Raw genomic sequence first — 22,599 nt, 5'->3', positions numbered from 1 at the left:
AGCCGCTAATAGGGCCCTAAACGCTGAACACTGGATGTAATGACACGAACACTCCCCGGCCAGGTTACGGATGCCCCCGAGATAGGTAGGGTCTTGAGTAGTCGCCCTCGACTGGGAAGGAGGTGACTGTGGCAGCTCGCGAGGACGCTGAGGCTCGAGCCGCCCAGCGCGAACGGGAGGTCGCTGACCTCACAACTCAGGTCTCCTTCCTCCAGGAGGAGATCACCGCGTTGCGCCGGAAGCTGGCCGAGTCCCCCCGGCAAGCCAGGGTCCTGGAGGAACGGCTTCATGAGGTGCAGGCCAATCTGGCCGCCGTCACCGGTCAGAACGAGAGGCTGGTGGCCACCCTCAAGGAGGCCAGAGACCAGATCGTCGCCCTGAAGGAAGAGGTCGACCGGCTGGCGCAGCCGCCGTCCGGTTTCGGCGTGTTCCTGGAAGCCCGCGACGACGGCACCGTGGAGGTGTTCACCGGCGGCCGCAAGCTCCGCGTGAACGTCAGCCCCGCGGTCGACGCCGAGTCGCTCAGGCGCGGTCAGGAGGTCATGCTCAACGAGGCGCTCAACGTGGTCGAGGCGCTCGGCTACGAGACCGTCGGCGAGATCGTGATGCTCAAGGAGCTCCTGGAGGACGGCCAGCGCGCGCTGGTCATCTCGCACGCCGACGAGGAGCGCGTGGTCCGCCTCGCCGAGTCCCTGCTCGACCAGCCGATCCGGGCGGGCGACTCGTTGCTGCTCGAACCGCGCTCCGGCTACGTCTACGAGCGCATCCCCAAGTCCGAGGTCGAGGAACTGGTGCTGGAGGAGGTCCCCGACATCTCCTACAAGGAGATCGGCGGCCTCTCACGGCAGATCGAGCAGATCAGGGACGCCATCGAGCTGCCCTACCTGCACGCCGACCTGTTCCGCGAGCACCACCTGCGCCCGCCGAAGGGCGTGCTGCTGTACGGCCCCCCCGGCTGCGGCAAGACCCTCATCGCCAAGGCGGTCGCCAACTCCCTGGCCAAGCAGGTCGCCGAGAAGACCGGGCAGTCCGGCAAGAGCTTCTTCCTCAACATCAAGGGCCCCGAGCTTCTCAACAAGTACGTCGGCGAGACCGAGCGGCACATCCGCCTGGTCTTCCAGCGGGCGCGCGAGAAGGCCTCCGAGGGCACGCCGGTGATCGTGTTCTTCGACGAGATGGACTCGATCTTCCGCACCCGGGGCTCGGGCGTCTCCTCCGACGTCGAGAACACCATCGTCCCCCAGCTGCTGTCGGAGATCGACGGCGTCGAGGGCCTGGAGAACGTCATCGTCATCGGCGCCTCCAACCGCGAGGACATGATCGACCCGGCGATCCTGCGGCCCGGCCGCCTGGACGTCAAGATCAAGATCGAGCGGCCGGACGCCGAGGCGGCCAAGGACATCTTCTCGAAGTACATCACCGCCGGGCTGCCCCTCCACGGCGATGACGTGACCGAGCACGGCGGCTCCCGTGAGGCCACCGTCGCGGGCATGATCCAGCGGGTCGTCGAGCGCATGTACACCGAGAGCGAGGAGAACCGCTTCCTCGAGGTGACGTACGCCAACGGCGACAAGGAGGTCCTGTACTTCAAGGACTTCAACTCCGGCGCGATGATCCAGAACATCGTCGACCGGGGCAAGAAGATGGCCATCAAGGCGTTCCTGGAGACCGGGCAGAAGGGCCTTCGCATCGCGCACCTGCTCGCCGCGTGCGTGGACGAGTTCAGCGAGAACGAGGACCTTCCCAACACGACCAACCCCGACGACTGGGCCCGCATCTCCGGGAAGAAGGGCGAGCGGATCGTCTACATCCGCACCCTCGTCTCCGGCAAGCAGGGCACGGAGGCCGGGCGGTCCATCGACACGGTCGCCAACACCGGCCAGTACCTCTGATCTGGTTGACAACCGGCATGCGACGGCGTGGTTCCTCAAGGGGCCGCGCCGTCGCCGTTTCCCCGAGGGGCGCGCGGGCGGCGGACCGGAGGGTCCCGCCGGCCGCGCGACGGTCTAGGCTCGTGATTACGGGCCACGCGACGGCGGTGGTCCGGGTGCGAGAGAGCACAGATGAAGGGCTGGGAGCGTGACGGTACGGCGGGTGATGGGCATCGAGACCGAGTACGGAATCTCCGTACCCGGGCAGCCGGGCGCGAACGCGATGGTGACCTCCTCACAGGTGGTCAACGCCTACCTGGCGGCCTCGGCCGCGCGGGCGCGCCGCGCCAGATGGGACTTCGAGGAGGAGAATCCACTTCGTGACGCCCGAGGCTTCGATCTGGCCCGAGAGATCGCCGACCCAACGCAGCTCACCGACGAGGATCTCGGGCTGGCCAACGTCATCCTGACCAACGGGGCGCGGCTGTACGTCGACCACGCCCACCCCGAGTACTCCACGCCCGAGTGCACCAACCCGCGCGCCGCGGTCATCTGGGACAAGGCGGGCGAGCGGGTCATGCACGACGCCGCGGTCCGCGCCTCGGCCATGCCGGGGAACGCTCCCATCCAGTTGTACAAGAACAACACCGACAACAAGGGCGCGTCCTACGGCTGCCACGAGAACTACCTCATGCGCCGGGCCACTCCCTTCGCGGACATCGTCCGCCACCTGACGCCGTTCTTCGTGTCGCGCCAGGTCGTCTGCGGCGCCGGCCGGGTCGGCATCGGGCAGGACTCCCGGGGCGAGGGCTTCCAGATCAGCCAGCGGGCCGACTTCTTCGAGGTCGAGGTAGGCCTGGAGACGACGCTCAAGCGGCCGATCATCAACACGCGGGACGAGCCGCACGCCGACCCCGAGAAGTACCGCCGCCTGCATGTCATCATCGGCGACGCCAACATGTCGGAGATCTCCACTTACCTCAAGCTGGGGTCCACCGCGCTGGTGCTCGCCATGATCGAGGACGGCTTCCTCACCGGCGACCTGTCGGTCGAGAGCCCCGTGGCGGCGCTGCGGGCGGTGTCCCACGATCCGACGTGCAAGTACGAGATCGCGCTGCGCGACGGCCGCAAGATGACCGCCGTGCAGCTCCAGATGGAGTACCTCGAGCAGGCCCGCAAGTACGTCGAGGACCGCTTCGGCTCCGCCGTGGACGACATGACCAAGGACGTCCTCAACCGGTGGGAGTCGGTGCTCACCCGCCTCGCCGAGGATCCGATGCAGCTCTCCCGGGAGCTCGACTGGGTGGCCAAGCTGGAGCTGCTGGAGGGCTACCGCACCCGCGACGGGCTGGCCTGGGCCCACCCGCGCCTCCAGCTCGTCGACCTGCAGTACTCCGACATCCGTCCCGACCGCGGCCTGTACAACCGGCTGGTGGCCCGCGACCGCATGCAGCGCCTGGTGACCGAGGAGGACGTCCAGCGGGCGATCGAGCTGCCGCCGAACGACACCCGCGCCTACTTCCGCGGCCGGTGCCTGCGGCAGTACAGCGAGTCGGTGGCCGCCGCGTCCTGGGACTCGGTGATCTTCGACATCCCCGGGCGCGAGTCGCTCCAGCGCGTGCCGACCTTGGAGCCGCTGCGCGGCACCAAGGCGCACGTCGGCGAGCTGCTCGACCGCTGCCGCACCGCCGCCGAGCTGGTGAGCGCCCTCACGGGCGAGAAGTAGGGTCCGGGGGCCCGCTCAGGGCCCCCGCGATCGTTTCCGTCCCGGCGCGTGTGATCTACATCGTAAAGGCACCGGGCGGGAACAGGCCGCTGCCGGTCAGGCGCATCGGCGGGACGGCGATGCCCTCCTTGCGCAGGATCTCCGAGAGCAGCAGGGCGGCCTGGTCGCTGGTGAGCCGCTCCACGGGGTCGGCGTGCAGCAGCCCTTCCAGCAGCCCGCGGAGCGCTCCGGCGCGCCGCGAGGGCCGTGCCTCCTCGGGGGAGCGGTCGGCCAGGATGTCCCCGCCCGTGGCCGGTGGGTGGCCCTCCACCGAGAAGTACAGCGTCGCCCCGAACGACCACAGGTCGGCCGCCTGGGTCGCCGGATGCCCGAGCAGCCGCTCGGGGGCGATGTAGCCGGGCGAGCCGACGATCGGCATGGGGTTGGTGTGGGTCGACGGCTCTCCCTGGAGCACGGCGATTCCGAAGTCGCTGAGCACCACGCGCTCGCCGGTGAGCAGGACGTTGCCGGGCTTGATGTCCCGGTGGAGCACGCCGGCGGCGTGGGCGTGCCGCAGGCCGCTCAGCAGGTGGAAGCCGATCCACGCCGTCCAGTGCACGGGCAGCCGGCCGAGGTGCCACGCGGTGGCCTGCAGGGTCAGCGCCTCGACCAGCTCCATGACGATCCAGAGCCGGCCGTCCTCCTCCAGCAGGTCGTGGACGGTGACGATCGCGGGGTGGCTGAGCCGCGCCGCCGACCGCGCCTCGCGCAGCGCGTGGCGGCGGGCCGTCCGGACGTCGAACTCCTCGTCGTGTCGGCCGGGCCGCAACTCCTTGATCGCGACGTCGCGCGCGAGCCGGCGGTCGTGCGCCCGCCAGACGATCCCCATTCCCCCTTGGCCCAGCGGCGAGATCAGCCGGTATCGATCTCCGAGCAGCTGCGCGTGGTCCGCTCTCATGTCACCCGTTCACAGTCCGCTTCCTGCCCTGCCCCCACAGCCGCTCTATTTTTCCGTCTCTAACGGCATATCTATGGGCGGATCACCGGAGAATGCCCAAAGGGTCAGGTAACGATCTGGTCTACACGAGCCCGACGCCCAAGGTGAGCGCGGCCGCCGCCAGGGAGACGCCGCCGAGGCCGGTGAGCCAGATCAGCTTGTTCGGCCGCGTGTCTGCCGGCCTGACCACCGACAGGAAGAACCCGAGGGGCATGAGGATCGGCGCGGCGACGAACAGCACGCGCACGAGCGTCCTGAGCCCGTCGCTCAGGTCGGCCTGGTCGACGTAGAGCATCGCCAGGAGCGCGAACATCACCAGGACGCCCGCGTGGGCGTGCCCCGCCCGCCACAGGCCCCGGCGCACCGGGTTGTCCAGGTAGCCGGGCGTGCGCCGCCCGATGAAGGAGAGCAGGCTCGCGCCGCCGATCGTCACGGTGGGGACGGTGATCAGCAGGATGCCCGCGGTCCTCATGGAGGCGGGGGACATGGTGGGCGGGGCGGGCAGGGCGGACGACAACTGGACGGCCTCGGCTATTACGGACGCCGCGAAAGCTGCGGGCATGACTTCCTCCTCATTGGACAGCGACCCTATCTAATCATTGGATAGGGCTACTGTCCAGTGAGGGCGAAATCAGTCCATTTCAGTTGATTTGCCATGGCCCGTACCGGGGAGGTTGTCTGTCAGAACGGCCTCCTCCAGCCGGTCTCGCGTAGATCGCAGGATGATCCGCGCGAATTGTCGTCCGGTTCGGGGAAGATATGAGTCAGATGCGTCCCCCAAGCGGAGGTACCACATGGCGACGAAGGACACCGGCGGTCAGAAGCACACCAGTCGGCAGGAGTCCGAGGTCGAGGAGACCGAGGCACAGGCGTCTTCGGACGTCCAGGAGCGTCAGGAGAAGCTCACCGACGACGTCGACGCGATCCTCGACGAGATCGACGAGGTCCTCGAGGAGAACGCCGAAGAGTTCGTCCGCAGCTACGTGCAGAAGGGCGGCCAGTAGGCGGCCGGTCCACGTCGGGTACGCGGTCGGCACATGGCGAGCGGCCGGCACCGCACTCGGCGAACCGCTCCGCCCCGATGACGCGCGCGGGTCGGCGTACCCGGCCGGCGCGACCCAGGGGCGGAGCGGCAGGTGCCCGCGCCCGGCGGCGAGCCGTGGCGGGGCCTTGACGCATGAGCGGTGAATCGTGACCCACTGAAGTGACCCACTGAGGTACTGACAGAACCGGCGGCCGAACATGTCCGGCCGGACCCGGGTGGCTTGGAGCGCCCGCTCCGCACCGAGCCCGGAGCCTGGCGGACATGCCCCTATGTACCCCTGAATTCAGGGCCGCCACGACCCCGCCTGCGCGCGCCCGTCACCACAGGCGGCGCCCCGCGGCCACCCCCCACGGCCGCCCCCTGCGGCCCTCGCGGCGACCGCCTCCCGTCCGGAAGGACGGTCCTCCGCGGGCGCGCGCCCGGGGCCGGTCCTCCGCGCTGCGGATCGCCGGCGGACGTGGACCGTCTTCGTCCAGGACGGGTGTTCACGCCCGGTTCACGAGGGGCCTCCCCGATACTGGAGGCGTGGGTGTCGGCATGTCACGACAACCCGACAATCACACGCCCTGCCTGCGGGGTAAAGATTATTTTTGTGGAAGATGAGGCTTGATGGGCGAAAGCGGTTCGCGCTGAGCTGATCGTGGGAAGTGCAACCACCACAGCACCACGAGTAGGGTCGGCGTAGAAGCCTGAAGGTCCTTTGGAGGGAGTCGCGTGGCAGCACAGCCGGGCTGGATGAGCAACCTGTTCCTGGACACTGGGTCGACATCGTTCACCGAGTTCGTCGGGTCGTACGCTCCAGGGCTGCTCCCGGGGCGGCTTGAGGCGGCGGCCGGTGGTGGCGGTGGCGGCGTGGGCGATCGCATCCCGCACGCGACCACCATCGTGGCGGCCACGTTCGCGGGCGGCGTGGTGGTGGCCGGCGACCGGCGGGCCACCGCGGGCAACTACATCTCCCAGAAGGACATCGAGAAGGTCTTCCGCACCGACGACCACTCGTGCATGGGCATCGCGGGCACGGCGAGCATGGGCATCGAGCTGGCCCGGCTCTACTGCGTCGAGCTGGAGCACTACGAGAAGCGCGAGAGTCGCACGCTGTCGGTCGAGGGCAAGGCGAACCGGCTCGCCACCATGATCCGCGGCAACCTGCCGATGGCGATGCAGGGCATGGCGGTGGTGCCGCTGTTCGCCGCCTACGACGAAGACCGCGACGGCGGCCGCATCTTCAGCTACGACGTCGGCGGCGGCCCGTACGAGCAGCAGAGGTACGCCTCCATCGGCTCGGGCTCGCTGTTCGCGCGCGGCGCGCTGAAGAAGCTGTACCGCGAGGGCGGCACGGCCGACGAGACCATCCTCGCGTGCGTCCACGCCCTGTACGACGCCGCCGACGACGACTCGGCGACCGGCGGCCCCGACGTCACCCGCAAGATCTGGCCGCTGGTGGCCGTGATCGACGCCGACGGCTTCCGGCGCCTGCCGGACGAGGAGGTCGAGGGGTACGTCCGTCAGGTCCTCGACGCCCGCTTGGCCGACCCCGACGGTCCCACCGCCCCGCTGCGCTAGTCACAACCCACGGCCACGAGAGGATCACCACCGGTGTCCATGCCCTTTGGATATGTGTCCCCAGAACAGGAGATGCGGGACAAGGCCGATTTCGCGCGGAAGGGCATCGCGCGCGGCCGCAGCGTCGTGGTGCTGCAGTACGAGAACGGCATTCTGTTCGTCGCCCCCAACGCGTCCCGGGCGCTGCACAAGATCAGCGAGATCTACGACCGCATCGGCTTCGCCGCGGTCGGCAAGTACAACGAGTTCGAGGCGCTGCGCCTCGGCGGCATCCGCTACGCCGACATCAACGGCTACACCTACGACCGCGGCGACGTCACCGCCCGGGGGCTGGCGAACCTGTACGCCCAGTCGCTCGGCATGGTGTTCACCGAGTCGCGCAAGCCGTACGAGGTCGAGCTCGTCGTGGCGGAGGTCGGCGAAACCCCGGATGGCGACCAGATCTACCGCCTGACGTTCGACGGCTCGGTCACCGACGAGCACGGCTTCGTGGTCATGGGCGGCGTCGCCGACGCCGTGGCGGCCCGCCTGAAGGACCGCTTCCGCGAGGGCCTGCCGCTGACCGAGGCGCTGGACGCCGCCCTGTCGGCGCTGACCGAGCCGGGCGGCGAGCGCCCGCCGGTCTCCCAGCTCGAGGTCGCCGTGCTCGACCGCTCGCGCGACCACCGCAAGTTCCAGCGGCTGACGGGCCCGCGCCTGGAGCGGCTCCTCGGCGGCGCGCCCGCCGACGGCACCCCGCCGGCCGAGACGCCGAAGGCGGAGGGGGCCGACGACGGTCCCGCGACCGCCCCGGAGGGGGACATCGACACCGGGTCCGGTGGGTGACGCCGCCCTGACGGCCCACCCGTCCGGATTCGGCCGGCGCCGATCCTGACCGAAATTCGTCCCGGTCCCCGCCGCGAGAGGGGGTCGGGACGCGGTGTTTCCGGGGCGACGTTTCGGGAAGCGCGCGTTCTCGGTCGTCGATGCCCAGACCGCGACGGCCGCGCGGACCGAGGCCCTGCGTCACCGTCGAGTACCCGGACGGCACCACCGAGGAGCACGCCCGCAGGCGCCACCCGCACGCGCTCCGGGGCGGGGCCCTCGGTCAACGGGACGGAGATCTATGCGCCCGAGGGGAGATCCAGTGCAGCCCGGTGGTGCTGGCACGGGGTCCTCACCCCGAAACCCCGGAAAGATCCCTCCCTTCCCGGGCTCGGAGAACATAGTGTGATGTGATGGATCGTCGCATCTTCGGCTTGGAGAACGAGTACGGCGTCACCTGCACGTTCAGGGGCCAGCGCAGGCTGTCCCCGGACGAGGTGGCGCGGTATCTCTTCCGCAGAGTCGTGTCCTGGGGCCGATCGAGCAACGTGTTCCTCCGAAACGGCGCCCGCCTCTACCTCGACGTCGGCAGCCATCCCGAGTACGCCACCCCCGAATGTGACAACGTCGTCGAACTCGTCACCCACGACAAGGCCGGCGAGCGCATCCTCGAGGGCCTGCTCGTGGACGCCGAGAAGCGGCTTCGCGAGGAGGGCATCGCGGGGGACATCTACCTCTTCAAGAACAACACCGACTCGGCCGGCAACTCCTACGGTTGCCACGAGAACTATTTGGTGGGCCGGCACGGCGAGTTCGGCCGCCTTGCCGACGTCCTGATCCCCTTCCTGGTGACCCGGCAGATCATCTGCGGCGCGGGCAAGGTGCTCCAGACGCCGCGCGGCGCGGTGTACTGCGTCTCGCAGCGCGCCGAGCACATCTGGGAGGGGGTGTCGAGCGCGACCACCCGGTCCCGCCCGATCATCAACACCCGGGACGAGCCCCACGCCGACGCCGAGCGCTTCCGCCGGCTGCACGTCATCGTCGGCGACTCCAACATGAGCGAGACCACCATGCTGCTCAAGGTCGGCGCCACCGACCTGGTGCTGCGCATGGTCGAGGCCGGCACGGTCATGCGCGACCTCAGCCTGGAGAACCCCATCCGGGCGATCCGCGAGGTCTCCCACGACATGACCGGCCGCAGGCGCGTGCGCCTGGCCAACGGCCGCGAGGCGTCCTCGCTGGAGATCCAGCAGGAGTACCTGTCCAAGGCCCGCGACTTCGTCGAGCGGCGGGGCGGCGACGCGACCACGCGCAGGGTGCTGGAGCTGTGGGAGCGCACGCTGCGCGCCGTCGAGACCGGCGACCTGGACCTGGTGTCGCGCGAGATCGACTGGGTCACCAAGTACCAGCTCATCGAGCGCTACCGCAACAAGTACGACCTGCCGCTGTCCTCGCCCAGGGTGGCCCAGCTCGACCTCGCCTACCACGACGTGCACCGCAAGCGGGGGCTGTTCTACCTGCTGCAGCGGCGCGGAGCCGTGGAGCGGGTGGCCTCGGACCTGAAGATCTTCGAGGCCAAGTCGGTGCCGCCGCAGACCACGCGGGCGCGGCTGCGCGGCGAGTTCATCCGCAAGGCGCAGGAGAAGCGCCGCGACTTCACCGTCGACTGGGTGCACCTCAAGCTGAACGACCAGGCCCAGCGCACGGTCCTGTGCAAGGACCCGTTCCGCAGCGTGGACGAGAGGGTCGACAAGCTGATCGCCGGCATGTGAGCCGCACTGCGCCTCTCCCGCTCCGGCCCGCCCTCGCCCCGGCGTCGGCGGGCCGGCGGGGCCGGACGTGAAACTTTCACCCGGACGAAGGCTCGCGGGGCCTGTGCGCGTCCGCCGTTCCCGGCTTTACCCGGGCGTTCCCTGTGGCTGCCTCGCGTATGTCCTGCGTGTGTCCCGAGCGGCCGATGTGTCTCCGCGAGAAGGGTTTACGAAGGTAAGGTCACGCTTCGGCAAGATCGGGCCGTGTGATCCTCATGGTCGTGGCCGTCGGGTAGTGTTACGCGAACGTGACGCCTCTCCGAGGGATACCCATGCGCCGACTGGCCCTTCTCGCCGCCCTTCCGCTGCTGTTCGCCGCCGCCTGCGGCAACGGCGGCGACGTCACCGCCAAGACAGGGGGCTCGTCCGGCGCGTCCTCGGGCGTCAAGGTCGCCGGTGAGTTCGGGAAGAAACCGCAGGTCACCTTCCCCTCGGGCAAGCCGCCCGCGACGTCCTCGTCCCAGACGATCACCGCCGGCCAGGGCGCGCAGCTCAAGGACGGTGACGCGGTCGTCGCCAACCTCACCGCCTACAGCTGGGACGGCAAGACCAACGCCCAGTCCGGCTCCACCTACGACGAGGGCGCGCCGCAGCTCATCACCGTCGACAGCAAGCTGCCCTCGGTGGTGCACAAGGCGTTCCAGGACAGCAAGCCCGGCGGCCGCTTCCTCGCCGTCGTCGCCAAGGACAGCCTGACCGCCGAGCAGATGGAGCAGGCCAAGTCGCAGGGCGCCGACACCTCGATCGCCAGCGTCTACATCGTGGACGTGATGGGCGTCCCCACCGCCAAGGCCGCCCAGGGCACCGCCACCGACCCGGGGGTCAAGGGCGTCACCCTTCAGAACCCCGGCGGCGACCAGGCTCCCAAGCTGACCACCAAGACCGACGCCGCCGCGCCCAAGGAACTCGTCAGCAAGACGGTGATCAAGGGCACCGGGCCGGTGGTCAAGTCGGGGCAGACGATCCTCGTCCACTACACCGGCAAGATCTGGGGCACCGACACCGAGTTCGACAGCAGCTGGGGCCGCGGTCAGCCGATCATGTTCCCGATCGGCGTCGGCAAGGTCATCAAGGGCTGGGACCAGAGCCTGGTCGGCGTCCCGGTGGGCAGCCGCATGCTCGTCACCATCCCGCCGGACCTCGGCTACGGCAAGGCCGGCCAGGGCGACAAGATCAAGGGCACCGACACCCTGGTCTTCGTCGTGGACGTGCTGGGAGCTTACTGACCCCCAGGGGCGCCCGCGCCCGTCCAGCGCGGGGGCGCATCCCCTTCAGTTCGATCAGGCGAGCAGGGAGGCGGTGTGGCGGCCGGCGGCGGCCGAGGCCAGGAAGCCCGCGAGGTCCTCGTCCAGGCCGCGGCCCATCGTGGACAGCTTCACCGGGCTTCGCCGGAGCGCCTCCTCCAGGCCGTCGACCGGCACGCGGACCAGCTCGTGGCGGCCGGCCAGCACGGCGGCCTGCTCGCTCACCCGGTCGCCGAACACGCCCGGAAGCTCCGGCACCACCACCTGCGCGGGCGCCAGCGCCACCCGGCCGTAGGCGGTCAGGGAGTGGTGGGAGACGCCGATGTGGCGTTCGCGCAGGTCGCCCTCGCTCACCCGCAGCGCCGCCACCGGGCGCCCGCCGAGGACGGCCGCCGCGTTGACGGCCTCGCCCGCCGAGACGCCCGAGAAGCCCCAGCGTGTGCCGGTGCCGAGGTTGCCCGGCCCCTGGGTGACGACGGCCACGTCGGCGCCGAGGACGTGCCGGGCCGCGAGCAGGCCGGTGTGGACGGTCACCGTCTCGACGTCCCCGCCGAAGGACTGGCCGGTCGTGACCACGCCGCACAGCCACCCGGCCTCGCGCAGTCGCGCGGCGGACATGGAGAACCAGCCCGGCAGCGCGCCGCCGTCCAGCATCACGTAGGCCACCTTCGGCGCCCCCGCCGGCGGAGAGGCGCCCTCGCCCCCCGGGGGCCGCGAACCGTACAGCCCGCACAGGACGGCGGGCAGGGCCGAGTGCAGGTCGGCCACGACCACCGGCATGCCGTCCACGGAGTCCGCGTCGCGCAGAACGTCGTGGAACGGGGAGTCCTGTTCGTCGGCGCCGAGCACCGTCGCCTGCAGCGGGGTGTACCGTGCCTTGACCAGGTGGCCCGGTCCTTGCGGATCTTCGGGCAAACGATCCGGTACGGCCACTACCATGGCATAGCCTCCAGTACCGAGGCCCATGGCGAGCGCGGTCGTGTTGAGCACCACCGTGTCGCCCGGCTCCGGGCGGCCCACCAGCCGCGGGTAGGCCAGCGCCCGGCATTCCCCCTCGGGAAGGCTCACCTGAAGTTCGATCGCCCCCGGCCACTCGCGCCGGACCGACAGTACCTCGCCCTTGCGCCACCTGATCACCCGGCAAGGGTAGCGTCACCATGAGAAGGGAGGCCCGATGTCCCGGCGGAAGACCGAGCGGCTGCTGAACCTCGTCATCTGCCTGCTCGCCACCCGGCGCCCGCTCAGCGCGGAGCAGATCCGCCATGCCGTGCCCGGTTACGACGCCGGCAACGACGAGGCCTTCCAGCGCATGTTCGAACGCGACAAGACCGAGTTGCGCGAGATCGGCATCCCCGTCCAGGTGCACAAGGACCCCTGGGAGGACGAGCCCGGGTACCGCATCGAGCGCGAGGCGTACGAGCTGCCCGAGATCACGCTGGAGGCCGACGAGGCCGCCGTGCTCGGCCTGGCCGCCCAGGTCTGGCAGCGGGCGACCCTCGCCGGGGCCGCGAGCGGCGCGCTGCTCAAGCTCAGGGCCGGGGGAGTGCAGACCGACGAGTCCGCGGCCGGGCCGCTGGAGCTGCGCGTGGACACGCGCGACCCCGCCTTCCCGGGCCTGTGGGAGGCCGTGCGCGACCGTCGGGTCGTCCGGTTCGACTACCGCGCCGCCGGCAGCGAGGTCCTGCTCACCCGTACCGTCGAGCCCTGGGGTGTGGTCAGCCGCCGCGGCCGCTGGTACCTCGTCGGCCACGACCGCGAGCGCCGCGCTCCGCGCGTGTTCCGGCTCAGCAGGATCAGCGGCCCGGTCACGCCGGTCGGGCGCCCGGGCGCGGTCACGGTGCCGGACGACGTGGACATCCGCTCCATGGTCGGCCACCGCGACAGCCTGGTTCCCGAACGGGAGGCCACCGTCCGCGTCCGCGCGGGCACCTGCCAGTGGCTGCGGCAGACGGGCACCGTGCGGCCCGGCGACGACGGCTGGGACGTCGTGACGCTCGACTTCGCCGACCCCGAGTGGATCGCCGGGTCGATCGTCGGCTTCGCGTCCGACGTCGAGGTCCTCGACCCCCCGGACCTCCGGGAGGCGGTCATCCGCAGGCTGAAGGGAGCGCTGGCGTGAGCAGCGCCGACCGGCTGCCGAGGCTCCTGGCCCTGGTGCCCTACCTCATGTCCCACCCGGGCGCGCAGGTCCCGGAGGTCGCCAAGCTGTTCGGCCTGACCGAGAAGCAGCTCATCGACGACCTGCAGCTCGTCTGGATGTGCGGGCTGCCCGGACACACCCCCGGCGACCTCATCGACGTCTCCTGGGACGGCGGCGAGATCCTCATCGACAACGCCGAGACCATCGCCCGTCCGCTGCGCCTCGGCGTCGACGAGGCCAGCGCGCTGCTGGTCGCGCTGCGCATGCTCGCCGAGCTGCCCGAGTTCGAGGACAGCGAGGCGCTGGCCCGCGTGGTCGCCAAGCTGGAGGGCGCGGCGGGGGAGGGCGCGGCGGCGGTCAGCAGCCAGGTCGCCTTCGAGCTGGACGCCGCCCCCGACGCCATGACCACGGCCACCGACGCCCTGCGCCGGCGGCGCCGGCTGTCCCTGCGCTACTACGTGCCGGGACGCGACGAGATCACGCCCCGTGAGGTCGACCCGACCCGGCTGGTGGTGGTCGACGGGCGCTCCTACCTGGAGGGCTGGTGCTACCGCGCCGACGGCATGCGGCTGTTCCGGCTCGACCGCATGATCGGCGTCGAGGTGCTGGACGTCCCCGCCGAGCCGCCCGCCGAGGCCGAGCCGATCGACGTCACCGACGGGGTGTTCCGGCCCTCGCCGACCGACGAGCTGGTGGAGCTTGAACTGACCCCGGCCGGGCGCTGGGTCGCCGAGTACTACCCGTGCGAGGAGGTCACCGAGCTGGGGGAGGGACGGCTGCGGGTGACGCTGCGCGCCCGAGACCAGGGGCTGGTCGTGCGGCTGGCGCTGCGCCTCGGCGACGGCGGCCGGGTGATCGCGCCGGAGCCGCTGGCGCGGCGGGTGCGTGAGGAGGCGTCGGCGGCGCTGAAGCTGTACGAGTCGGCCCGCTGACGACCGTCCCGGTCCCGCGATGTGATCGAACCCCGATATTTCACCCCGGCCTTGGGTATAAAGTGCGACCTCATGATGTGGATCTACGTCACGGTCGGCCTGGCCGTCGCCGGACTGGTCCCGCTCGGGGTCCTGACGGCCCGCGTGCTGGTGGCCGTACGGGGTCTGACACGTGAAATCGAGCGGACGGCCGGCCGTCTTGAGACCGTCCGGGCCGCCTCCGGGGCCTCCGCGGGCGCATTGAAAAGCCAGGAGGGGTGAAGTAACCATCCCGCAGAGCGTACGATCGACCTGAGATTGCACGTCGCTCTGCTGTAAGGATGTGACATGGGTGGATTGGGTGCGCCCGAGCTGATCATCATCGGGCTGGTCCTGGTGCTGCTCTTCGGCGCCAAGAAGCTTCCCGACACCGCGCGCGCGCTGGGCCAGTCGCTGCGGTTGTTCAAGAAGGAGACCACCAAGCTCCACGAGGAGGACGACGCCAGGGCGGCCACCGCGCAGGCCTCGGCGCAGCCCATCGTGGTCCAGCCGCAGCCCCTCCAGCCCCCGGCGCCGTCCGTCGAGGAGCGGCTGCGCCTGCTGGAGGAGGAGAACGCCAAGCTGCGCACCGTCTCCGGGGCGCGCGCCGGCGAGGCGACCGTCAGCGGCACCTCCGCCGCCCAGGGCCCCAAGGACCAGGGCTCCGTCTGAGCGCGGGCCCCGCACGACCCGCATGACCTGACCGCCCGCGAAGACAGGGACGCCGGATGGCACTGCTGAAACGGTCGAGCCCGGCCGACAACGGCCAGGCTGCCGCCCCCGAATCCGAGGGGCGCATGTCGCTCATGGATCACCTCCGTGAGCTGCGCAACCGTCTGGTCAAGGCCATGCTCGGCCTGATCGTCGGCACCGTGATCGGCTTCGTCTTCTTCGACCGGTTGTGGACGTTCATGACCGGTCCGTACTGCCGCCTGCCCGCCGCGCACAAGCTCAACAACGAGTGCACGCTGGTGATCCAGGGCGTCTTCGAAGGCTTCATGGTGAACCTTCAGGTCGCCCTGATGTTCGGCGCCGTGGTGGCCGCGCCGATCTGGCTGTACCAGGTCTGGGCCTTCGTCACCCCGGGGCTCTACCGCAACGAGCGCCGGTACTCGATCACGTTCCTGGCGCTGGCGGTCCCGCTGTTCGTGGCTGGCGCGGCGCTGGCGTACTTCACGATGGACAAGGGCCTGGCCCTGCTGCTGGGCTTCGCCCCCGGCAACGTGATCCCGCTCATCAGCATGGACCAGTACGTCGGGTTCATGATGGCGATGCTGGTCATCTTCGGGCTCTCGTTCGAGCTGCCATTGCTGATGGTGTTCCTCAACCTCATCGGCGTGCTGCCGTTCAAGGTGGTCAGCAAGCACCAGCGCATGGTGATCTTCCTGATGTTCGTGTTCGCCGCCGTGGCGACGCCCAGTCAGGACCCGATCACCATGCTGGCGCTGGCCGTGCCGATGGTCGGCATGTTCCTGATCGCGGAGATCTTCATGTACTTCCACGATCGCAAGAAGGAACAGCTCGAAGCCCAGCGCCAGCGCGAGCTGGCCGAGGAACTGGACGGCCCCGTCGCCGGCCCGCCCCTGGACTAGCTGAACCGACCACGCCGCCGCACGCCTCGCCGTGCGGCGGCTTCGCCATGCCCAGGCGGGGTCTGCGCGCCGCGCCGCCACGGCGCGGCCATGGGCCGAGGGGCGCTCACCCTTCGGCGATCAACTTGCGGTAGACGTCGTAGGCGGGCTTGGGCTGGTAGCCGCTGGTGGTCAGCCCGAGTTGGGCGGTCGGTTCGGCACGGGCGGAGTCGGCGTCACGCAGACCGAACAGCTCGTAGTGAGTGACGTTGTAGCGTGTGGCGGCGGCGGCCACCGTACGGATCATGATGTCGAGCCGGGCGGCCTGGTCTTCGGGCGTGCGGTCGGGCCCGGTGGGGGTGCCGTTCTCGGCGACGTGAATGGGCACGTCCGGGCCGAGGTGGGCGCGGGGCATGCTGTGCTCGCGCAGGTGGCGCAGTGCGTGCTCGGTGAGCCCGGCCAGGGCGGGTTCGGGTACGGGAGAGAAGGCGTCCGGATAGAGCCCCAGGCCCATGTAGTCGACGTGGGCCGCGAAGTCCGCAGGAGTGAGCGCCTCCAGGTGCGCCCAGAATTCCTCGTCGCCGCCGAGGAATTCGGGCGGTTCGGCGACGGAGAAGCCGAGGCGGACGTCACGGTGGCCCGCTGCGTCGAGCAGGCGCCGGGCGTGGCACGTCCCGGAGGTGAGGGCGTCGAGGACTCCGGGGGAACTGCCGTCGATCCAGGGCAGCTTGAAGTTGGGCTCCAGGGTGATCTGCAGGAAGCGCGCGATAGCCCCGTATCGGCGAATGGCCTGCTCGATGAAGGCCAGCCACCCGTCGAGGTCGCACTCGGCGGGCAGATAGCACAGGACCAAGTCGAGCCTGCGGTTCCCTGTGCTGTACCACTGGTCGGGCATGGTCAGCGCGCGCATCCGCCGCATGGGCGCCAGGACCTGCGCCTTTTCGGGGTCTGCGGGCGTTCCCAGGAAGTGCATGTATTCGCGGACGACGAAGGGCCGTCCGCCGCTCAGCCCGCCGACCAGGTCGTCGATGGCCGCGGGGTCGTCCGGCGGGCCCGCCGTGGCGGCGACCTGGTTGGCCGCGTAGATGCCGTAGGTCAATCCGCTCATGTCTGTCCCTTTGCCGGCCATGCCAGCTCGCCAAGGTCGATGCGTGCGATCAGCGCGTGGATCCATTCCGCTTCGGCGCGTAGTTGGTACAGGACGAAGTCGACCTCGATCATGGTGATCTCCGGCAAGCCGGGGTCGCTCGCCTGCTCCAGCTCCGCGATCCGCTCCTCCAGCGACTCCTGTCGCCCGCGCAGTAGCTGCGGGGCTTCGGCCCGGTCCAGCGCGCCGAGATAGGCCATGGCGTCCACGAACGCCGAGGTGGTCACCTTGGCCTCGCGGATCTGCCGCCGCACCCGTTCCTTGAAGATGTCCCAGCCTTGATCGGTCAGGGCGTAGACGGTACGCGACGGGCGGTTGCCCATCTGCTCGACTCCGGTCGGGGCCACCCATCCGGCTACCGCCATCGACCGTACGAGCGTGTAGACGGAGCCGCTTTTGGCGTGCAGGTACGGATAGCGCTCGTTAAGTGCAACCGCCAGCGCGTATTGGTGCATCGGCTGCTCCACCAGAAGGCCGAGCAGCCGCAGGGTCAGTGGATTGTCCACCGCGGTCAAGGGCATGCCCGAATACTATCATTCGTATACGGGTATATGCCTTGTCGGTCCCGGTCAGCAATGGGGACAGCCCGTATACCTACGCACCGACAAACGCCAGTTCATCTACCAGGGCACCAGCTACGTCGCATCGATCAGGATCTGGCTCCGCACCCCGAACTCCATGATCTAGGGACACGCCCTAGATCAGCCGGTCTGGTGCGGATATGTTCCGGTAATGGCCGGTGAGCTCGTAGTCCTCGTGAACCCCGCGGCCCGTGGCGGCCGCACCCTGCGCCTGCTCGACCCGGTCGTGCGCCGGCTGCGCGAGGGCGGCCGGCCGGTGTCGGTCATCGTGGGCGCCTCGGCCGACGACGCGCTCGAACGCGCGTGCACCGCCGTCGCCGAACAGCCGGAGGCGCTGGTCGCGTTCGGCGGCGACGGGCTCGTGCACCTGGCGCTCCAGGCCGTCGCCGGCAGCGACGTCCCGCTCGGCGTCATCCCGGCGGGCACGGGCAACGACATCGCCGCCGCCCTCGGCATCCCCCACAAGGACCCGCTGGCGGCGGCCGGTGTCGTCGCCGCGGGCAGGGCGCGGGTGGTCGACGCGGCCAGGACCGGCGGCGGCGAGTGGTTCGCCGGGGTGATGGCCTGCGGCTTCGACTCCAAGGTCAACGAGCGGGCCAACCGGCTCACCCGCCCGCCCGGCGCGGCCAAGTACCTGCTGGCGATGCTCCAGGAACTGCGGTCCTTCGCGCCCGTCCCCTTCACGCTCACCCTGGACGGCGAGACCGCCGAACGCGAGGCCATGCTGGTGGCCGTCGCCAACACCGGCTCCTACGGCGCGGGCATGCGGGTGTGCCCCCAGGCCGTCCCCGACGACGGCCTGCTCGACGTGCTCGTGGTCGGCCCGATGCGCACGGCGGCGTTCCTGCGGGTCTTCCCCCGCGTCTACCGGGGCACCCACCTCGGCCACCCCGCCATCACGACCCACCGTGCCCGGCAGGTAACGGTCCAGGCCCCGGACGTCGTCGCCTACGCCGACGGCGAGCGCCTCGGCCCCCTCCCACTCGCCTGCGAGATCGTCCCCGGCGCCCTGCGCGTCCTCGCCCCGGCCCCCTGACGCCCCGTCCGGCGGCCGGTCCCGCGTGGCTCCGGACCGGCAGGACCGGCCGGACGGCCTGAGGCGGTCGCCTCACGTCGCGAGGTCTTCACGTCGTGTTTCCCGGCCGGTACGGCGGCCGGGCGCGTTCTCGCGCGGCGAGGATGCTGGTCACCCGGCTTTCCACGATGTAAGCGGCGCGTTTCGACGATGCCCGGTAATTCCTGTCGGCATCAACTGACATTTCGTCATATCCGCTATCTTGCGACCCTCCTTGCGGCTCATCTGGCCTTTCCATCCCCTGACCAGACGCCCGAAGAGAGGAACCCCGTGAGAACTTCGCGGTATCGGCTCACGACCGTGAGCCTGCTGTCATGCGCGGTCGTCGCCTCGGCGGCGCTGTTCGCCACGCCCGCGGCGGCGGCCCCCACCACCATCCACGCGATCCAAGGCACCACGCGCAAGGCGGCGCTACAGAATGTGACCGTCACCGGCATCGTCACGGCGATCCGCTCCACCGGGTCGAGCAAGGGCTTCTGGATCCAGGACCCCGCCCCCGACGCAGACCCCCGCACCAGCGAGGGCATCTTCGTCTACACCGGATCGTCGACGCCCGCCACCGCGGTCGGCAACAAGCTCAGCGTGACCGGCATGGTCAGCGAGTACTACCCCGGCGGTTCCTCGGCCGGAGGTCAGTCGCTCACCGAGCTGACCCAGCCGTCGTGGTCGACGAGCTCCACCGGAAACCCCCTGCCGGCGCCGGTCGTCCTCACCGACGCGCTGATCCCGGCCGCCTACGCCCCCTCGGGCAACCTCGAGACCCTCGCCCTCAACCCGTCCGCCTACGCGCTCGATCTGTTCGAGTCGCTGGAAGGCATGCGGGTGCAGATCGACGACGCGCGCGTGGTAGGCGCGACCAACGCGTACAACGAGATGTTCGTCACCGCCAAACCGGCGCAGAACCCCACCCCGCGCGGCGGTACCGTCTACGGCTCCTACAGCTCGCAGAACTCCGGCCGCGTCAAGGTGATGTCCCTGCTGTCCTCGCCGTTCCCGCAGGCCAACGTCGGCGACGTCCTCACCGGGCCCACCATCGGCCCCCTGGACTACGACCAGTTCGGCGGGTACCTGATCGCCGCCACCACCCTGGGCGCCCGCCGGAACGGCGGTCTCGCCGCCGAGGTCACCACCCCGCAGGCCGCCGACCAGCTCGCGATCGCCACGTACAACGTGGAGAACCTCGACCCGGGCGACCCGCAGGCCAAGTTCGACCGCCTCGCCGCCGGGATCGTCGCGAATCTCCGCTCGCCGGACATCCTCGCCGTCGAGGAGATCCAGGACAACAACGGCCCCGTCAACGATTCCGTCGTCGCCGCCGACAAGACCTACGCCAAGCTCATCAACGCGATCACCGCGGCGGGCGGCCCGGCGTACGCCTTCCGGCAGATCAACCCCACGAATGGCGCCGATGGCGGCGAGCCCGGCGGCAACATCCGCGTCGGCTTCCTGTTCAACCCCGCCAGGGTCTCCTTCACCGACCGGCCCGGCGGCACCGCCACCGCCGCGGTCTCGGTGGTCGCGAACGGCGGCGCGGCGCAGCTGTCGTTCTCCCCGGGGCGGATCGACCCCCGTAACACCAACTGGTCGGCGACTCGCAAGCCTCTGGCCGGCGAGTTCGTGTTCCAGGGCAAGACGGTCGTCGTGATCGCCAACCACTTCAGCTCCAAGGGCGGCGACCAGTCGCTTCACGCCCGCACCCAGCCGCCGTCGCGGGGGTCGGAGACCAAGCGCGGCCAGCAGGCCTCGATCGTCAACACGTTCGTCAAGCAGATCTTCGCCGTGCAGCCGACGGCGAGGGTCGTGGTCCTGGGCGACATCAACGACTTCGAGTTCTCCGCCACCATGTCCAACCTGCTCACCGGCACCACGATGACCGACCTGATCACCACCCTGCCGTCCGGCGAGCGCTACAGCTACGTGTACGAGGGCAACTCGCAGGTCCTCGACCACATCGTCACCAGCGCGGCCCTCGCCGACCGCGACTACGACGTGGTCCACGTCAACGCCGAGTACGCCGACCGCGCCAGCGACCACGACCCCCAGGTCGTCCGCGTCCGCCCCTAACCCCCTCCAGGCCCGGGCCCGCGCATCCTTCGCACGGGCCCGGCCCCGCGGGACCCTGAGAACCTTCAACAAAAGGGACCTTGGAATAGGCGGCCATGACCCCGACGTCTACCGCAGGCAGGTTCGAGCGGTCGGGATCACCCCGGTCATTGCCCGGCCTGCCGCCTCGTGAGGAGGCTGTCCATCCACAGCGGACGATGAAGGGGATGATGGAGGGCCGGTGCGGGTCGTGGCGACCGAACAGCACCTCGGACACACCAGTGCACCCACCCTGCGCGATCTCGGCGAGGCGCTCGGCACCCGATCGCTGCCCGAGTGCTGCGCAACACGATGGCGCAGATCGCGCTTCGCCGCCCAAACGCCCGAAGCAAGGCCTTGGGCGACACGTTTGCGAGCTCCTCAGCATGGACGAGCCTCGCAAACGGTTCGCCGCGATGATGGTCAGGGCATTCATTACGACCTCGGTGAGAGACATCCGCTGCTCGGACTCCATATGCCTGATCTCGACCTGGTCACCGCCGACGGCCCGCTGCCGGTATTCACTCCGCTGCACGATGCCCGCCCGATGCTACTCAACCTCGATGAGCCCGCCCGGCCTCGACATCACTCCATGGCGGATCGGGTTCAGTTGATCGACGACGAATACGTTGGTATCTGGGAGCTTCCGGTACTTGGCGTGGTCACCGCTCCCACTGCCGTGTTGACTTTGGCCCGACGGATATGTGGCCTGGGTGGGAGACCGAACCCACCTGGGGCTCCATGACGCGCTGACCACCTGGTTCGGACCACCCACTGCGGCGTAGCTCGTTCTGTCAACAGTTCTTAGCCGATACGCCTGGTCGGTTCAGGTGTTCTGTTATCGTCTCAACCGACTCGCGGGAACTGGCTGCATCTTGCGAGCGAATCGCGTACTTTAAACGTGCGACGCAGTGCCCGGCGTAGTGAATTCGATGTCGCACACGCCGACCACCCCGGTCCCCATTGCCTTAATATTGCTCAATATAAGCCCTGCTGGACGTCGCCCGGTCATTGGATATTCCATGACATTCTGCTCCTGCCGTAATGGTCGTCGAGTTGTACATCGCACTTAATCGTGAGGGGATAGGGCCACGGTCGGCGACCCGACCGCCGATATCTGCGAGTTGACCTCGCCCGCTCATGTCAAGCTCGAGGACGTGCTCCGCACATGGGATGGACGGGTGGTCACCGCCTGCGTGTTGTTCCGTTGCGATCTGTGATGTGATTCATCTCACTGTTGTTGGCGTCTCATCTCTCACGTAAATTTCGACTGTTCTTCAAGGTGGTCTGTTCAGGGTCGAGTAAATACCGCGACGTTCGCTCGTCAGGCGAGGGCTGTGGTCTTTTTCGGCATGGCTACAGGGATGAGCTCATGCGGCGTTCGTGGTTGCCTCGGCGACGGTCAGTTGCGACTATGTTCACCGCCGCGTTCGCGGTGTTCATTTCGGGAGTCGGCGTTCCCGATGGCCTGACTTCCCTTGCCACTGCCCAAACGGTTCCCCCGTCCGGCGCGTGGGCGGACTCGTCCCATGTGGACACTCCCGTGCAGCGCACGGGGTCCGCGGCCGGGTTGCCGCAACTGGTGCCGACCGAGGCGACAAAGGCGGATGTAAAAGGTGCCAAGATCGTCGCGCCCGCGAAGCGGCCGAAGGGTGCTTTGCCGTTGGAGGTGCGGCGGGAGGTTTCCAAGGAGCCTGCCAAGGGCGGGTTGAAGCCGCCGGCATCGAAGGCTCCGGCGTTGCCGCGCACCGCGTCCACGGCCGCCGCCGGTGACTGCTATCACGCGGCATGGGGGCCGGGCATCCCTTACTCGACCGGGCAGATCGTCTCCTACTTCAACTCCACTCAGGGGATGACCGAGGCGCATGATTTCGAGGCGACGAGAAATCCTCAGGGGCTGCCGCCGCTGACCACGACGGCGTGGAAGGATCTGGGTCCGTGTTATGTGGAGCCGACGGGGCCGCCGCCGGTCCCTCCCAGCTTCGTGTGGTTTTCCCCCGGTAGTGGCACGCT

Annotated in this window: 22 protein-coding genes; 17 read left to right on the top strand and 5 right to left on the bottom strand. The window is 69.6% G+C overall.

Annotated features, from left to right (window positions below; all coding sequences use genetic code 11):
- Nucleotides 1-128 precede the first annotated feature (128 nt).
- On the top strand, nt 129-1,892 hold the full coding sequence (gene arc / locus AB0M95_RS28325) for a proteasome ATPase (protein ID WP_358521602.1): 1,764 nt from the start codon (nt 129-131) through the stop codon (nt 1,890-1,892).
- Nucleotides 1,893-2,079: 187 nt separating this feature from the next.
- Nucleotides 2,080-3,597 carry a depupylase/deamidase Dop gene (dop, locus tag AB0M95_RS28320; protein WP_363770749.1) on the top strand — a complete coding sequence of 506 codons (1,518 nt, stop codon included), beginning with the start codon at nt 2,080-2,082 and terminating at the stop codon, nt 3,595-3,597.
- Nucleotides 3,598-3,652: 55 nt separating this feature from the next.
- Here dop and AB0M95_RS28315 read toward each other — a convergent pair whose 3' ends face one another.
- Both AB0M95_RS28315 and AB0M95_RS28310 read right to left on the bottom strand, forming a co-directional pair.
- On the bottom strand, nt 3,653-4,534 hold the full coding sequence (locus AB0M95_RS28315) for a serine/threonine-protein kinase (RefSeq protein WP_363770746.1): 882 nt from the start codon (nt 4,532-4,534) through the stop codon (nt 3,653-3,655).
- A 121-nt stretch (nt 4,535-4,655) separates the two neighbouring features.
- Nucleotides 4,656-5,135 carry a hypothetical protein gene (locus tag AB0M95_RS28310; RefSeq protein WP_363770743.1) on the bottom strand — a complete coding sequence of 160 codons (480 nt, stop codon included), beginning with the start codon at nt 5,133-5,135 and terminating at the stop codon, nt 4,656-4,658.
- Between the two features lie 232 nt (nt 5,136-5,367).
- Here AB0M95_RS28310 and AB0M95_RS28305 point away from each other — a divergent pair, with 232 nt between their 5' ends.
- From AB0M95_RS28305 to AB0M95_RS28285, 5 genes are all read left to right on the top strand, one after another.
- Nucleotides 5,368-5,577 (top strand): ubiquitin-like protein Pup, encoded by a 210-nt coding sequence (locus AB0M95_RS28305; RefSeq protein ID WP_358521594.1) that lies wholly within the window; start codon nt 5,368-5,370, stop codon nt 5,575-5,577.
- A gap of 776 nt (nt 5,578-6,353) precedes the next feature.
- A complete protein-coding gene (gene prcB / locus AB0M95_RS28300) occupies nt 6,354-7,181 on the top strand; it encodes a proteasome subunit beta (RefSeq protein WP_363770888.1) in 828 nt (275 codons plus the stop codon).
- 39 nt (nt 7,182-7,220) lie between these two features.
- The gene (gene prcA / locus AB0M95_RS28295) at nt 7,221-8,006 is read left to right on the top strand and encodes a proteasome subunit alpha (RefSeq protein WP_363770885.1); all 786 of its coding nucleotides are present in this window, start codon (nt 7,221-7,223) and stop codon (nt 8,004-8,006) included.
- A 392-nt stretch (nt 8,007-8,398) separates the two neighbouring features.
- Nucleotides 8,399-9,757, top strand: a complete 1,359-nt coding sequence (gene pafA, locus AB0M95_RS28290) for a Pup--protein ligase (protein ID WP_358521592.1) — start codon at nt 8,399-8,401, stop codon at nt 9,755-9,757.
- 311 nt (nt 9,758-10,068) lie between these two features.
- The gene (locus AB0M95_RS28285) at nt 10,069-11,022 is read left to right on the top strand and encodes an FKBP-type peptidyl-prolyl cis-trans isomerase (protein WP_363770740.1); all 954 of its coding nucleotides are present in this window, start codon (nt 10,069-10,071) and stop codon (nt 11,020-11,022) included.
- Between the two features lie 54 nt (nt 11,023-11,076).
- Here the strand turns inward: AB0M95_RS28285 and AB0M95_RS28280 are convergent, their stop codons facing one another.
- Nucleotides 11,077-12,177: a DUF3866 family protein gene (locus AB0M95_RS28280; RefSeq protein ID WP_363770737.1), complete on the bottom strand. Its 1,101-nt coding sequence runs from the start codon at nt 12,175-12,177 to the stop codon at nt 11,077-11,079.
- Between the two features lie 37 nt (nt 12,178-12,214).
- Between AB0M95_RS28280 and AB0M95_RS28275 the strand changes: the two genes are divergently transcribed.
- The 5 genes from AB0M95_RS28275 (at nt 12,215) to tatC (ending at nt 15,722) form a co-directional block, all read left to right on the top strand.
- Nucleotides 12,215-13,159, top strand: a complete 945-nt coding sequence (locus AB0M95_RS28275) for a WYL domain-containing protein (protein WP_363770734.1) — start codon at nt 12,215-12,217, stop codon at nt 13,157-13,159.
- Nucleotides 13,156-14,112: a WYL domain-containing protein gene (locus AB0M95_RS28270; protein WP_363770731.1), complete on the top strand. Its 957-nt coding sequence runs from the start codon at nt 13,156-13,158 to the stop codon at nt 14,110-14,112. The genes AB0M95_RS28275 and AB0M95_RS28270 overlap by 4 nt, the downstream gene beginning before the upstream one ends.
- 72 nt (nt 14,113-14,184) lie before the next feature.
- The gene (locus AB0M95_RS28265; RefSeq protein WP_363770728.1) at nt 14,185-14,373 is read left to right on the top strand and encodes a hypothetical protein; all 189 of its coding nucleotides are present in this window, start codon (nt 14,185-14,187) and stop codon (nt 14,371-14,373) included.
- Between the two features lie 66 nt (nt 14,374-14,439).
- Complete coding sequence (gene tatA / locus AB0M95_RS28260) at nt 14,440-14,802, top strand: Sec-independent protein translocase subunit TatA (RefSeq protein ID WP_363770725.1); 363 nt, start codon at nt 14,440-14,442, stop codon at nt 14,800-14,802.
- 56 nt (nt 14,803-14,858) lie between these two features.
- The gene (gene tatC / locus AB0M95_RS28255; protein ID WP_363770723.1) at nt 14,859-15,722 is read left to right on the top strand and encodes a twin-arginine translocase subunit TatC; all 864 of its coding nucleotides are present in this window, start codon (nt 14,859-14,861) and stop codon (nt 15,720-15,722) included.
- Nucleotides 15,723-15,828: 106 nt separating this feature from the next.
- Here the strand turns inward: tatC and AB0M95_RS28250 are convergent, their stop codons facing one another.
- Nucleotides 15,829-16,809, bottom strand: coding sequence for a hypothetical protein (locus AB0M95_RS28250; protein WP_363770720.1), 981 nt, complete (start codon nt 16,807-16,809; stop codon nt 15,829-15,831).
- On the bottom strand, nt 16,806-17,369 hold the full coding sequence (locus AB0M95_RS28245) for a PadR family transcriptional regulator (protein WP_363770717.1): 564 nt from the start codon (nt 17,367-17,369) through the stop codon (nt 16,806-16,808). Before AB0M95_RS28245 ends, AB0M95_RS28250 begins: the two co-directional genes overlap by 4 nt.
- A gap of 211 nt (nt 17,370-17,580) precedes the next feature.
- Here AB0M95_RS28245 and AB0M95_RS28240 point away from each other — a divergent pair, with 211 nt between their 5' ends.
- The 5 genes from AB0M95_RS28240 to AB0M95_RS28220 form a co-directional block, all read left to right on the top strand.
- Nucleotides 17,581-18,465, top strand: a complete 885-nt coding sequence (locus AB0M95_RS28240; protein WP_363770714.1) for a YegS/Rv2252/BmrU family lipid kinase — start codon at nt 17,581-17,583, stop codon at nt 18,463-18,465.
- A 339-nt stretch (nt 18,466-18,804) separates the two neighbouring features.
- The gene (locus tag AB0M95_RS28235) at nt 18,805-20,568 is read left to right on the top strand and encodes an endonuclease/exonuclease/phosphatase family protein (RefSeq protein WP_363770711.1); all 1,764 of its coding nucleotides are present in this window, start codon (nt 18,805-18,807) and stop codon (nt 20,566-20,568) included.
- Between the two features lie 229 nt (nt 20,569-20,797).
- The gene (locus tag AB0M95_RS28230; RefSeq protein ID WP_363770708.1) at nt 20,798-21,331 is read left to right on the top strand and encodes a hypothetical protein; all 534 of its coding nucleotides are present in this window, start codon (nt 20,798-20,800) and stop codon (nt 21,329-21,331) included.
- Nucleotides 21,300-21,371 carry a hypothetical protein gene (locus tag AB0M95_RS28225; protein ID WP_363770882.1) on the top strand — a complete coding sequence of 24 codons (72 nt, stop codon included), beginning with the start codon at nt 21,300-21,302 and terminating at the stop codon, nt 21,369-21,371. Before AB0M95_RS28230 ends, AB0M95_RS28225 begins: the two co-directional genes overlap by 32 nt.
- A 629-nt stretch (nt 21,372-22,000) precedes the next feature.
- On the top strand, nt 22,001-22,599 hold a 599-nt coding region (locus AB0M95_RS28220), incomplete at its 3' end, for a hypothetical protein (protein ID WP_363770705.1).

This window comes from Sphaerisporangium sp. NPDC051017, assembly GCF_040683095.1.
GTDB lineage: Bacteria > Actinomycetota > Actinomycetes > Streptosporangiales > Streptosporangiaceae > Sphaerisporangium.
This window is presented reverse-complemented; position numbering and strand designations above follow the sequence as displayed.